Source organism: Oceanimonas doudoroffii, assembly GCF_002242685.1.
Lineage (GTDB): Bacteria > Pseudomonadota > Gammaproteobacteria > Enterobacterales > Aeromonadaceae > Oceanimonas > Oceanimonas doudoroffii.
Window position 1 is genome coordinate 1,430,403 of sequence record NZ_NBIM01000001.1, and the last position, 13,121, is coordinate 1,443,523.

Annotated in this window: 12 protein-coding genes; 5 read left to right on the forward strand and 7 right to left on the reverse strand. The window is 58.9% G+C overall.

The genetic code is table 11. The features are described from left to right. Position 1 precedes the first annotated feature (1 nt). Positions 2-844, forward strand: a complete 843-nt coding sequence (gene yghU, locus B6S08_RS06635; protein WP_211284165.1) for a glutathione-dependent disulfide-bond oxidoreductase — start codon at positions 2-4, stop codon at positions 842-844. Positions 845-906: 62 nt separating this feature from the next. Next, entirely contained in the window at positions 907-1,833 is a 927-nt protein-coding gene (locus B6S08_RS06640) for a LysR family transcriptional regulator (RefSeq protein WP_094199944.1), read from the forward strand. 6 nt (positions 1,834-1,839) lie between these two features. On the opposite strand, the gene B6S08_RS06645 is transcribed toward B6S08_RS06640, so the two are convergent. The 3 genes from B6S08_RS06645 to B6S08_RS06655 form a co-directional block, all read right to left on the reverse strand. Beyond that, entirely contained in the window at positions 1,840-2,772 is a 933-nt protein-coding gene (locus B6S08_RS06645) for a DMT family transporter (protein ID WP_094199945.1), read from the reverse strand. A gap of 101 nt (positions 2,773-2,873) precedes the next feature. Then, complete coding sequence (locus tag B6S08_RS06650; RefSeq protein WP_094199946.1) at positions 2,874-3,581, reverse strand: helix-turn-helix domain-containing protein; 708 nt, start codon at positions 3,579-3,581, stop codon at positions 2,874-2,876. Positions 3,582-3,590: 9 nt separating this feature from the next. Continuing rightward, positions 3,591-4,508, reverse strand: coding sequence for a LysR family transcriptional regulator (locus B6S08_RS06655; protein WP_094199947.1), 918 nt, complete (start codon positions 4,506-4,508; stop codon positions 3,591-3,593). Positions 4,509-4,628: 120 nt separating this feature from the next. Here B6S08_RS06655 and B6S08_RS06660 point away from each other — a divergent pair, with 120 nt between their 5' ends. Continuing rightward, complete coding sequence (locus B6S08_RS06660; protein WP_094199948.1) at positions 4,629-5,672, forward strand: zinc-binding alcohol dehydrogenase family protein; 1,044 nt, start codon at positions 4,629-4,631, stop codon at positions 5,670-5,672. A gap of 96 nt (positions 5,673-5,768) precedes the next feature. Here the strand turns inward: B6S08_RS06660 and B6S08_RS06665 are convergent, their stop codons facing one another. Next, positions 5,769-6,872 (reverse strand): alcohol dehydrogenase family protein, encoded by a 1,104-nt coding sequence (locus tag B6S08_RS06665; protein ID WP_094199949.1) that lies wholly within the window; start codon positions 6,870-6,872, stop codon positions 5,769-5,771. Positions 6,873-7,024: 152 nt separating this feature from the next. Here B6S08_RS06665 and B6S08_RS06670 point away from each other — a divergent pair, with 152 nt between their 5' ends. Beyond that, positions 7,025-7,897 carry a LysR family transcriptional regulator gene (locus tag B6S08_RS06670; protein WP_094199950.1) on the forward strand — a complete coding sequence of 291 codons (873 nt, stop codon included), beginning with the start codon at positions 7,025-7,027 and terminating at the stop codon, positions 7,895-7,897. Between the two features lie 136 nt (positions 7,898-8,033). Further along, the gene (locus B6S08_RS06675; RefSeq protein ID WP_094199951.1) at positions 8,034-8,906 is read left to right on the forward strand and encodes a LysR substrate-binding domain-containing protein; all 873 of its coding nucleotides are present in this window, start codon (positions 8,034-8,036) and stop codon (positions 8,904-8,906) included. Between the two features lie 119 nt (positions 8,907-9,025). Here B6S08_RS06675 and B6S08_RS06680 read toward each other — a convergent pair whose 3' ends face one another. From B6S08_RS06680 to B6S08_RS06690, 3 genes are all read right to left on the reverse strand, one after another. Further along, the gene (locus tag B6S08_RS06680) at positions 9,026-10,045 is read right to left on the reverse strand and encodes an aldo/keto reductase (protein WP_094199952.1); all 1,020 of its coding nucleotides are present in this window, start codon (positions 10,043-10,045) and stop codon (positions 9,026-9,028) included. Positions 10,046-10,112: 67 nt separating this feature from the next. Continuing rightward, positions 10,113-11,714, reverse strand: coding sequence for a BCCT family transporter (locus B6S08_RS06685; RefSeq protein WP_094199953.1), 1,602 nt, complete (start codon positions 11,712-11,714; stop codon positions 10,113-10,115). 321 nt (positions 11,715-12,035) lie between these two features. Continuing rightward, a complete protein-coding gene (locus B6S08_RS06690; protein ID WP_094199954.1) occupies positions 12,036-13,055 on the reverse strand; it encodes an aldo/keto reductase in 1,020 nt (339 codons plus the stop codon). Positions 13,056-13,121 lie beyond the last annotated feature (66 nt).

Sequence of the window (13,121 nt, forward strand, 5' to 3'; positions counted from 1 at the left end):
AATGACGACCCCTTACACTCCGCCCACGGTCTGGACCTGGGACAGCAGCAACGGCGGCGAGTTTGCCCATATCAACCGCCCCGTGGCCGGGGCCACCCATGAGAAAACCCTGCCGGTGGGCAAACACCCGCTGCAGCTGTATTCCCTGGCCACGCCCAACGGCGTCAAGGTGACCATAATGCTGGAAGAGCTGCTGGCCCTGGGCCACAGCGGCGCCGAATATGACGCCTGGCTGATTCGCATCGGTGAGGGAGACCAGTTTTCCTCCGGCTTTGTGGACGTGAACCCCAACTCCAAGATTCCGGCACTGGTGGATAGCAGCACCGACCAGCCGGTACGCGTGTTTGAGTCCGGCTCCATTCTGCTTTACCTCGCCGAGAAGTTCGGCGCCCTGCTGCCCACAGATCCGGCGCAGAAAACAGAGGTCATGAACTGGCTGTTCTGGCAAATGGGCTCGGCCCCCTATCTGGGTGGCGGTTTTGGCCATTTTTATGCCTATGCACCGGAGAAACTGGAATATCCGATAAATCGCTTTAGCATGGAAACCAAGCGCCAGCTGGATGTGCTCGATCGCCAACTGGCCGACCGGCCCTATATTGCCGGTGACGACTACAGCATTGCCGATATTGCCATCTGGCCCTGGTATGGTGCCCTGGTGCGGGGTGATCTGTATAATGCGGCTGAGTTTCTTTCCGTCTCTGACTATAAAAACGTGCAACGCTGGGCCAACCGCATTGCCGAACGGCCGGCGGTGCAACGCGGTCGCCGGGTTAACCGGGTCTGGGGCGATGAGTCAGAGCAACTGGCCGAACGGCACGGTGCGGATGATTTCAACCCCGCCTGACATTCACCCTGGCGCCCTGCTTTTGGCGGGGCGCTGAATAACCGGAGAACACCCAGCCCGTCATGATCCCCAACCAGCTCAACATTTTTCTTGCCGTGGTCAAGAACGGTAACTTCTCTTCCGCGGCCCGGCACCTGGGGGTAACCTCGGCGGCCGTCAGCAAGGCCGTGGCCCAACTGGAAAAATCGCTGGAGTTGCGGTTGTTTCACCGCACCACGCACTCGCTCACCCTGACCGAAGATGGCCATGAACTGTACAAGAGAACCGAGCCCCTGGTTGAGCAGCTGGAAGATCAGATTCGGCGCAGCAAAGACAAGAAAAAGCAGCCTCACGGCCGCCTGAAGATCAACCTGCCCGACAGCTTCGGGCGCATGGTGGTGCTGCCCCTGCTGCCCGCCTTTATCGAAAAATACCCGGACATTGAACTGGATTTGCAATTCGATGACCGTATCGGCGATCTGGTCAAGGAAGGTGCCGACGTGGGCATTGGCGTCATGCTCAATCAGGACAGCCGCCTGATCGCCCGTGACTTCTACAAACTGCAGCCGGTACTGGTGGCCAACAGTGACTACATTGAGAAGTTTGGCGAGCCCAAAACACCGGATGATCTGTCTCAGCACAACTGCATTGCCTATCGCTCTTCCACTACCGGCCGTAAGAAGACCTGGGATTTTCGTGTGAATGGCGAGGTAATTCACCGGGAGCCTCAGGGCAACCTGACCGTCAACAGCCTGTCGGCCGCCATCAAGGCCGTGGAAATGGGGGTGGGTATTGCGGCCGTGGGCATTGGTCATGCCCAGACCTGTATCGAGCAGGGCTGCTTTCGCCGCGTGTTGCGTGAATACGAGGCCGATCCCATTCAGGTGAAAATTTACTATTCCTCTCGCAACTACCTGCCGGCGAAAACCCGGTTGTTTATCGATCACATGATGGAGCATGTGCACGATGAGCGAACGGCCGATCTGGACGCCATCGTGCACGAACTGTAAGGTTTCTCAGCCGGGCTGAAGCGCCCGGCGCCCGGGCAGGCGAAAAGGCCCCCGGCCCGTCTGCACCAGCATGGAGACAATAATCAGCCCCATGCCGAACCAGCCCAGCAGCAAAAATCGCTCCCCCACCACCACGACCGCCAGTAACATGGCCACCACCGGCTCCAGCAGGGTCAGCAGGGTTGCCTGGCTCACATCCACATGCCTGAGCCCGTAGCTGAAACAGAGATAACCGAGGAACATCGGCACCACCGCCATGTACAAGGCCACGCCGGTATTGGTGGCGGTGGCAAACAGATTACTGCCGGTAAAGGCCAGTGACGGCAACAACACCAGGGCGGCCACCCCAAACATGCCCGCCATGGCCGAGCTGGAGTGCACGCCCCTGGCGATCATGCCCCTGGCCACCCAGGAATAAGTGGCGTAGGTCAGCCCAGCCAGCAGCCCCAGGGCCATGCCCGCATACCGCGCCAGCTCACCGCCGGACGGCATCACTTCCTGCTGCTTGCCCAGGGCCAGCAGCAGCACCCCCACCATGCCAAAGACAAAGCTGAGGCACCATTGGGCGGATGGCTTTTTCCTGCCAATCAGGCACTCCATGATCACCGCAAACAGGGGGGCACTGGCAATGGAGATCACGGTGCCAATGGCAACCCCGGCCAGTTGCATGGCACTGTAAAACGCCAGCGGATACGCCGCCACCGACAGCCCCCCCAGGGCCAGTGCGCCCGGGCTGGCCCACAGTTTCGCCCGGTCTTTCCGCAGCGCCTTGCCGGCATTCAGCGCCAGCAATATGCCTCCCACTCCCATGGCAAAGGCCCCGGTGGCCAGTGCACTGACATTTTCGGCAAAACTGGCCACGGTGCCCGTGGTTCCCCACAGCACACTGGCCACCACTATGGTCAGTATGCCCATCATTACTTCCCGAGACTGTGCCATGACAATCCGCTCCCTCATCAAACAATGGCTGTCATGGTATGTCAGCAAACAAGGTTTGTTTGTGCCGAAAGGACGCTTTGCCATGCCGCAAAGACGGAAAGTTACTGCGAGAAACGAGTGGGCGTCATGCCAAAATGCTGGGAAAACCGCCGGCTGAAGGCCGACAGGTCGGTATATCCCACCAGCTCGGCAACCAGCTGAATGGAATAGTCGGTGTGCTGAATCAGCGCCCTGGCCTTGTCCATGCGCTTTTGCGTGACATATTGCATCACGGTGAGCCCCACTTGCTGGCGAAACAATTTTTTTAGCTGGGTCTCACTGAGGCAGGCCACCCCGGCCAGCCGCTGCAGGGTCATTTTCTCCGTCAGGTGGCGTTCAATATGCGAGAGCACCTGCCGAATACGCGCATCCAGGCGCGGGCTCAGCCGTTGCTCGGCCACCAATACCGCAAAGGTAGCCACCATGGCACGCTCGATGTCGGCATTCACCTGATGTTCCAGCTGCGCCTCGATAAATTCCAGGTAACGACTCAGGGGCGGGCTGACGGCAAATACCAGCCGTTCGCCGCCGAGCAGGTTGGGTGGCAGCGCATCCAGATCCGCCACCACAAACCGGGCCTCGGTGTCGGCGGTAAAATGATGCTGCTCACCCCGCCGTATTACCGCGCATTCTCCCGGGGCCACCTTGCCGCCAAAGCCCGCCATTTCAAGCTGGATCACTCCGCGCAAGGGCAGCACCAGCTGATGGAAGTCGTGGGCATGACTGCGGCGCTGACGAGTATAGGAACGAAGCGACAACTGGTTTGGCATGGGTCCTCCTTACAGCAGGCCGCGTTCATTGAGCCGGCTTAGCAGGGCGCCGCATTTTTCCTGCATAAAGTCTCGCAACAGCCGCATGGCCGGCGTAATGGAGTGACGGCTGGGGCACACCAGCCACAGCTCCGACACCCGCGCTCGATAGCCCGGCATCAGCGGCTGCACGCGCCCGGCCAGCAGATCCTCGGCCATGTCGAGGCAGGACTTGACCGCCACCCCCCGGCCCGCCACGCACCAGCGCCGCACCAGATCGCCGTCGTTGGAAGCCCGGTTGCCGCTCATTTTGACCCGGTGGCTCTGGCCGTCCCGAGTGAAGGTCCAGACATCGTGCAATATGTCGTGCAACTGATAAAACAGGCCGTTATGGGTGGCCAGCTCCTGCGGGTGCGCCGGGCTGCCGTGTTGTTGCAGATAAGGCTCGGCCGCGCACAGAATGCCCTGCACATCGCAGATTTTAAAGCCGTACAGGTTGGTCTCTTTGGGTGAGCCATAGCGCAGCGCCATGTCGACCTCGTCCCGGTAAAAGTCGATATTGCTGTCGCTGACATTGATCCGTAGCCGAATATCGGGGTGCTTGGCCATGAATTCATCCAGCCAGGGCAGCACCAGGTTGCGCCCCAGATCCGACGACACCGCCAACCGCAGCTCTCCGGTCAGTTGCTCGCTGTCGTGACGAATATTGGTTCGCGCCAGCTCCAGCAGCTGCAGTGCCTGCTCGCACTGGGGCAGAAAGCGCTCCCCGGCGCTCGACAGCCGCAATTTGCGGGTGGTGCGCACAAACAACTCGGCGCCCAGGGTGCTTTCCACCCGTTTTACCGCGGCACTGGCGGTGGCGGTGCGCATGTCCAGGCTGGCCGCCGCCGCCGTGATGCTGCGAAACTGGGCCACCTTGAGGATCACCTGCAAGTCTTCGATCTGCATATTTTCAAATAGTTTTTGAATATGTTTATCTGATTATGCTGTTTTTCCTGAAAGCTGCAATGCACACAATGATGATCAAGCCGATACCAAATCACGCTTTGACGCTTAAAGGAGTCTGTTATGAAAGCCATTGGATACCAACACCCCGCCCCCATCAGCGAAGCCAGTGCCCTGGTGGATATTGAACTGCCGCAACCGGTGGCCACCGGCCGTGATCTGCTGGTGAAGGTGCACGCCATTGCCGTGAACCCGGTGGATTACAAGGTGCGCCAGCGCGCGGCGGCCGAGCCCGGTCAGTACAAGGTGCTGGGCTGGGATGCCGTGGGCGAAGTGGTGGCCACCGGTGCAGAGGTTAGCCTGTTCCAGCCGGGAGACCGCGTGTATTACGCCGGCGATCTGACCCGTCCGGGCAGCAATGCCGAATATCAGCTGGTGGATGAACGCCTGGTGGGCCACAAGCCCAGCAGCCTGTCCGATGCCGAGGCGGCCGCGCTGCCGCTGACCAGCATTACCGCCTGGGAGCTGCTGTTTGAACACCTGCAGCTGGCCCGTACCGAGCCCAACGGCGGCCAAACGTCAAATGAAGTACTGCTGGTGGTGGGCGCCGCCGGTGGTGTGGGCTCCATTTTGCTGCAACTGGCCAGGGTGCTGACCGGCGCCACCATTATCGCCACGGCTTCTCGCGAGGCATCGCGCCATTGGGTAAACGAGCTGGGAGCCGATTATGTCGTGGATCACCGGCAACCGCTGAAGCCCCAGATTGATGCCCTGATAGCGCAGCACAACCTGGGTCCGGTCACCCATATTGCCAGCCTGAACGCCACCGAAGACTATTTCGAGACCTATGTCGACCTGCTGGCGCCCTTTGGCCGCATTGGCATGATTGACGATCCCGACACCCTGGATGTGATGAAGCTCAAGCCCAAAAGCCTGTCGCTGCACATTGAGTTCATGTTTGCCCGCTCCATGCACCAGGCTCGCGACATGGGCGCCCAGCATGAATTGCTGCAGCAGGTGGCGCAACTGATCGATCAGGGGCATATTCGCACCACCCTGGGCAAGCAGCTGGGCGTCATTAACGCCGCCAATCTCAGGGCCGCCCATGCCGAGCTGGAATCGGGCCGCGCCGTGGGCAAGCTGGTGCTTGAAGGGTTTGAGCCGTAATTCATTACCACACCCTGGCTTTACCAACGCCAGAAGTGAGTTTTGACAACACGGCAGCATAATGAAGGCCGGTGCCTTTCGGCACCGGCCTTGCCGTTATGACTCCGCTACCGTCAGCACCAGCTTGCCGGCCAGCTGCTTGGTCATAAAATCCTGCTGGGCCTGGTGTACTTCCGCCAACGCATAGGTTTTTGCCACCTGGGGCCGAATTTCTCCTCGCTCTATGTAGCGGATCAGGTTTTCGAACACATGTCTGGGCTGCCAGGTTGAGCCCAGCAGGCTCAGATCTTTCAAGTAGAGCGTGCGCACGTCCAGCTCCACCAAGGGCCCGGCAATGGCACCGGAAGCCACATAGCGCCCGCCCCGGCACAACAGCTCCGGCAGCTCGGGCCACTGCGGTCCAGCCACCAGATCCACCACCACCTGCACGCTGTCTGCCCCCACGACCTCAAGCAGCGAGGTGCCCCGGGCCACCAGCCGATCGGCCCCCAGGGCGCGCACGGCATCAAACTTATGCTCTCCGCATACCGCAATCACCTCCGCGCCCCGGCGCTTGGCAAGCTGCACCGCCGCCGAGCCGACACCACCGGAGGCGCCGGTGATCAGCACCCGCTCACCGGCCTTGAGTTCCGCCCGCTCCAGCATGCCTTCCGCCGTGGAATAGGCGCAGGGAAAAGACGCCAGCTCGGCATCGGTGAGCGAACTCTCTACGGCAAAGGTTTCGTGCGCCGGGGCCACGGCGTATTGCGCATAGCCGCCGTCACATTCGGAGCCAAAGGTCACCAGCTCGTAGGGCCTGGAGGTGGTCGAGGGTGCATGCATGGGCCGCACCAGCACCCGCTCTCCAATGCGCCCCTCGTCCACGCCCTGCCCCACTGCCACTATGGTGCCGCAACAATCCGCCCCCTGAATGCGGGGAAACGCAATGGGGCTGCCCGACCAGCTGGCGTCTTCATGCCGGGCCGATGCCAGTCCGCTGCTGGTGGCGGCATCGGTGCCCGTGGTCACTCCCTTGGAGTACCAGCCGATACGGGTGTTGATGTCGGTGTTGTTGATCGCCGTGGCGCCCACTTGCATCAACACCTCGCCGGCGCCGGGCCGGGGCACGGGAAGATCGTTTCGATACACCAGTTTGTCAGGCCCGCCATGCCCCGTGAGCACCACGCCTGCCATGGTCTTTGGAATCTTGTCTACCGTCATGCCTGCCACCTTTGCGTAGGGTTTAAAAGGATCACCACTCGGTGGTGATGTGGCTGTCAGCATAAAAAGCCGACTATAATTCAGTCAAACGAATAGATACAATGAAGTAATTAAGAAAAAGTGAACCACCGTTAACAAACAGGAGCCGCCCAATGAAACCCCTGCTGGACCTTGAGTTACTCAACACCTTCACGGTGGTCGTGGCCGAGGGGGGATTCAAGGACGCCGCCGCCAGGCTGTTTCGTTCTCAGGCGGCGGTGAGCATGCAGATAAAACGCCTTGAAGAGCAGGCCGGCGCCTGTCTGCTGCAACGAAGCAACCAGGGCATCTCCCTCACGACGGCGGGCAGCACCCTGCTGCGCTATGCCGAACAGTTCCAGCGACTGAACAACGAGGCCCTGAGCGCGCTGAGTGACAGCCCACTGCGGGGGCGGGTGCACTTTGGTGTGCCCACCGATTACGCCCAGGCGTTTTTGCAGCATTTTATTCCCCGGCTGCGCGTGTCGTTTCCCGAGCTTCAGCCCAGGGTGACCTGTGCCCGCAGCCGTGCCTTGCGGGACATGGTGAAGCGCTCCGAGCTGGATATTGCCATCGTGACCGGCGAGCCCCGCTTTCCGCAGGAAGAAGTGCTGTGGACGGAGCGGCTGCAGTGGTCGGCCGCCGCCGGCCTGGCCCCCGAGCCGGGCTCGCCGCTGCCGGTGGCGCTGTTTACCGGTGACTGCATTTTGCGGGAACTTAGCCTTAACGATCTGAAACAGGCCGGAATAAGTCATGATCCCGTGATGACCAGCACCGATCTGGAAAACATCTGCGCGGCGGTGAACAGCGGCCTGGCGGCCGCCCTGTTGCCCGAGTCCAGCCTGGTGGCCTGCACCACGCCCCTGCAGGGCGTTGACGGCCTGCCCCGGCATCATGTGTTCAGCATGAATCTGGTGTATGCCCCCACCCTGGAGAGCAGCTTTCACACGCCCCTGGCCAACTGCATGCGCGAAACCGCGCAATCGGTGATGAAGCTGGAAAACTGACCAAATCACTTTGCTCGGTTACCCTATTCGTTGCAAAGCCGGTAAAGATAAACACACCAGATCAGAAAAAACGATTTGCCGCGCATGCTTAGATATAATCCTGCTTCAAGACGGCTTTAATCCAAGAGTAACCTTTATGCGTTCATTACCGGCACTGACCTCTCTACGCGTGTTCGAAACCACAGGCAAGTGCCTGAGCTTTACGCAGGCGGCAACCCAGTTGCATGTCACCCAGAGCGCGGTCAGCCGGCAGATCAAGCAACTGGAAGACTACCTTGGGGTAGCGCTGTTCATTCGCCGCCATCACCACCTGGAGCTGACCGAGTCCGGAAAACAACTGCTTGCCAAGCTGGAACAGTCCTTCAACCTGATGGAAAGTGCGGTACAGGAGCTGCGGGATCCCAAACAACGGCAAAAATTGGCCCTGCTGGTGCCCCCTACCTTTGCCACCCGCTGGCTGGCGCCCCGGCTGGCGAGCCTGCACCGGCACTCGCCGGAGCTGGAGTTATCCATTCACAACAGCGATGTGGACAGCAAATTATTCGACTGCTGTATTCGCTTCGGGCGCACGGCCAAACCAAGCCATTACAGTGAGCTGATCATGCTGGAGCAGCACGTCGCCGTCTGCTCGCCGGAACTGCTTGAACAGGCACACGATCTGGAACACGCCGATGGCAGCCTGCTGCATATTCTGCACAAGGGTGAACGGCTGCCGGTGTGGCAAAACTGGCTGCAGGCCGCCGGCCTCACCGATCAGGTGGATGCCAGCCGCGGCATGGAGTTCAGCACCCTGGATCAGGTGACCAATGCCGCCATTAATGGCGCTGGCTTTGCCATCATTGACAAGCACATGATCAGCCGCGAACTGCAGTCTGGCGCCCTGGTTCCCTTCAGCGAGATTGAAGTCAGTGGCCCCTATGGCTACTGGCTAGATATCAACGCCGAACGCCAGGGGCTGGCCAAGGTCATTCGCTTTACTCAGTGGTTGCGTGAGATCAGCCCGGACTAAATCCCTGCAATTTGCACAGGCACCGCCTTCTCCAGCGAGATGCAATAAAAAAGCCCCGCCAAGCGGGGCAAAAGAGACCTGAAGCATAACAACGTACTACGAGTGCTGTCGGCCGGTTATCAGTCAATAAAGGGTGCCTGAGCGGGGCGCGCGCTGCGCGCAATACGCTTGCCGGCGGTATAGTCGTTGATCAGATCGCAGGGCGTGTAATTACGCTCAATCTCGTAAAGCTCTTCCGCGGTCAGCTGCATTTCAAGGGCGGCCAGCGCACTGTCAAACTGGGCCGGGCTGTCGGCACCCACCAGCATGGAAGACACTTCCGGCTTCTGCAGTACCCAGGCCTGGGCCACCTGTGCCGGCAGGCAACCGCGAGCGTCGGCCACCTTGGCCACGGAGTGTGCGATATCCCTGGAGGCCTGATCGTTATACATCTCGGCGGTAAAGAAGTCGGTCTGGTTACGGGTGGACTGCAGATCGCTGGTCAGAATGCCCCGGGCCAGCGGACTGAAGACCGACACGCCAATGCCCTGATCCATGCAGAAGGGAATCATCTCCCGCTCTTCTTCACGGTAGGCACAGTTCAGCTGCAGCTGCATGTTGATCGGGCGGGCCCAGCCATTCTTGTCACACACCTGCAGGATCTTCGCCAGCTGCCAGGTGTACATGGTAGATACCCCGATATAGCGGGCCTTGCCGGCCAGCACGATGTCGTTGAGGGCACCCATGGTCTCTTCCACCGGGGTTTCGGTATCGAAATAATGCAGCATGTAGATATCGACATAATCCATGCCCATGCGCTTGAGCGAGGCGTCGATGGCATCAAAGATATGCTTGCGCGAGTGCCCTTGCGCATTGATGTCATCGCTCATGGCATAGCCCACCTTGGTGGTGATAACCAGCTCATCGCGACGGGCAATGCGGCGCAGCACGTTGCACACTACCTCTTCACCGGCACCGGTGGAGTAAAAGTCTGCCAGATCGATGAAGTTGACTCCCATATCCAGGGCATGTGCGATAATGGGCTCACTTTCTTTTTCATTAAAGATCCAGGGTTTCCATTCCTTCGAGCCCATGTTCATGGTGCCGAGGCAGAGACGGGATACTTTCAGGCCGGACTGGCCAAGTCTTACGTATTGCATGTTAAATCCTCAAAGGTAATGGTGGAGCCGAGTCAGCCCGACTCCATGTGTTACAAGGTTGAATCGTTTATTTCTGTCCCAGTCCTGCCAGCGGACTAACACGCTCGGTTTCAGAGCCGGCTTCCATCTCGGCCAGTACGCTCGGCTTCAGCTCCACGGTCTGGCCGTTAACCTGGACCCGTTGCGCCAATTTCAGAAAGGCAAAGCCCGCTCCCAGCACAATCAACATGCCCGGTACGCCCGACAGGTTGAACAGCATCTTGATCGCATCGACCCCGATATAACTCGCGCTGATCCAGGCGACAAAGGCGATGGCACAACCCCAGGTGGCCTTGACCCACAAGGGTGATTTCAGGTTTTCGGCATCCACGCCCTTGATGCAAAGGCCACCGATGGCATCGGTATTGGAGTCGGCCGCGGTAATGAAGGTGATGAAACAGGCAAAGATGAACAATGCGCTGAGCAGGGTGCTGCCGGGCAGCTGCTCGAACAGCACATAAATGACCGAGGCAAAACCATGATCCTGATAGGCCTGGTACATGATGCCGCCGAGGGTGGTATCGAAATACAGCGAAGAGCCGCTGAAGATGCTGAACCACAGGAAACCGAACAGCGACGGCAGCAACAGGTTAACAATGATGAACTGACGCACCGTGTAGCCACGGGCAATCTTGCCGAGGAACAGGCAGCTAAGCGGTGCCCAGGCAAACCAGCTGGCAAAGAAGGCCACGGTCCACCAACCCGGCCACTGGTCGTTACCGGAGGCGCCGGTTACCAGGTTACGGGCGAAAAAGTCGGACAGATAAACCCCGAGTGACTCCACGCCCAAAGACAGGATGAACACGGTGGGCCCCACGATAAAGATGAACAAAGCACCGATGAAGTAGAGCCAGGTGTTGATGCGCGCCAGGGTCTGAATGCCGCGGTACAGGCCTGACGCGGCCGACATGATGGCGGAGCCGATAATGGCAATGGCGATAATCGCGTATCCGGCCACGCTTTTCTCGATGCCCAGTACCGACTCCATGCCATCGCCGATCACCAGCAGGCCGGAGGTCAGGGTGGCGGACATGCCCAGCACCACCGAAAACAGCGCCAGACCGTCAATGACCTGGCCGCCGGTGCCATCCACCCGGCGGCCCAGCAGCGGACGCAGCATGGAGCCGATGGAAAAGGGCAGCTTGAGGTTGTGGAATGCCAGCGCAAAGGCCAGGCCAGCAACGGTATAGATGCTGTATGGGGTAATGGTCCAGTGCACGAAGATGGTGGACATGGCAAAGCGCATTGACTCGGCGCTCTCGGGCATCACTCCCAGGTACTTGGGGGGTTCATGGTAGTGCAGCACCGGCTCGGCCACCGACCAGAACAGGATGCCCATGGCAATGACGGTGGTTAAGGAAACCGCAAACCAGCGGAACGGCGTTAGCATGGGAGCGGCCTTTTCGCCGCCAATGCGCACTCGACCGATAGGCGCGCAAAACGCATAGGCGGCGATAAACACCATCAACAAGGCACTGAGATTAAACAGCCAGGAGAGGTTGGCCATGATCACGCTATTCAGCGTTGAGGTACCGGCAATGAAGTTCTGCTTGTCGATGATGGTGTAGATAACCGTCAGGGCAAGGCAGGCAAATGCCGGCCAGAAGGTAATGGGTCTGATGTTTTTCATATAAATCCCTACGTAATGATTCACCTGTGTAGTGAATCTTCCTTCAACTATTCCAATCGCCGCTCAGCATGCTTCAGCGGAAAAGAAACTCAAAATGACATAAATGCGATCAACCATGAAAAAATGTCATAACAAAAAACAAACAAAAATCTGTTTTTCTACCAAGCACTTAGATTACAAAGGGGTGGATGCAGGTCAGCTAGACGAGCATGAGCCAGACGAGCCACATGTCGTGTTCCTTTATATCCGAACATAAAAAAGCCCCGACAAGCGGGGCAAAAGAGACCTAAAACAACGTGCTATGAAAATGCCAACAGGTGATCAGTCAATAAAGGGCGCCTGAGCGGGGCGCGCGCTGCGCGCAATACGCTTGCCGGCGGTATAGTCGTTGATCAGATCGCAGGGCGTGTAATTACGCTCAATCTCGTAAAGCTCTTCCGCGGTCAACTGCATTTCAAGGGCGGCCAGCGCACTGTCAAACTGGGCCGGGCTGTCGGCACCCACCAGCATGGAAGACACTTCCGGTTTCTGCAGTACCCAGGCCTGGGCCACCTGTGCCGGCAGGCAACCGCGAGCGTCGGCCACCTTGGCCACGGAGTGGGCGATATCCCTGGAGGCCTGATCGTTATACATCTCGGCGGTAAAGAAGTCGGTCTGGTTGCGGGTGGACTGCAGATCGCTGGTCAGAATGCCCCGGGCCAGCGGACTGAAGACCGACACGCCAATGCCCTGATCCATGCAGAAGGGAATCATCTCCCGCTCTTCTTCACGGTAGGCACAGTTCAGCTGCAGCTGCATGTTGATCGGGCGGGCCCAGCCATTCTTGTCACACACCTGCAGGATCTTCGCCAGCTGCCAGGTGTACATGGTAGATACCCCGATATAGCGGGCCTTGCCGGCCAGCACGATGTCGTTGAGGGCACCCATGGTCTCTTCCACCGGGGTTTCGGTATCGAAATAATGCAGCATGTAGATATCGACATAATCCATGCCCATGCGCTTGAGCGAGGCGTCGATGGCATCAAAGATATGCTTGCGTGAGTGCCCCTGCGCATTGATGTCATCGCTCATGGCGTAGCCCACCTTGGTGGTGATAACCAGCTCATCGCGACGGGCAATGCGGCGCAGCACGTTGCACACTACCTCTTCACCGGCACCGGTGGAGTAAAAGTCTGCCAAATCGATGAAGTTGACCCCCTTATCCAGGGCATGCGCGATAATGGGCTCACTTTCTTTTTCATCAAAGATCCAGGGTTTCCATTCTTTCGAGCCCATGTTCATGGTGCCGAGGCAGAGACGGGATACTTTCAGGCCGGACTGGCCAAGGCGTACATATTCCATGTTTCACTCCCAAATATTAAGACAGCATTTAAAACACAATAATGATCATCCCATAGTTAAAAGACG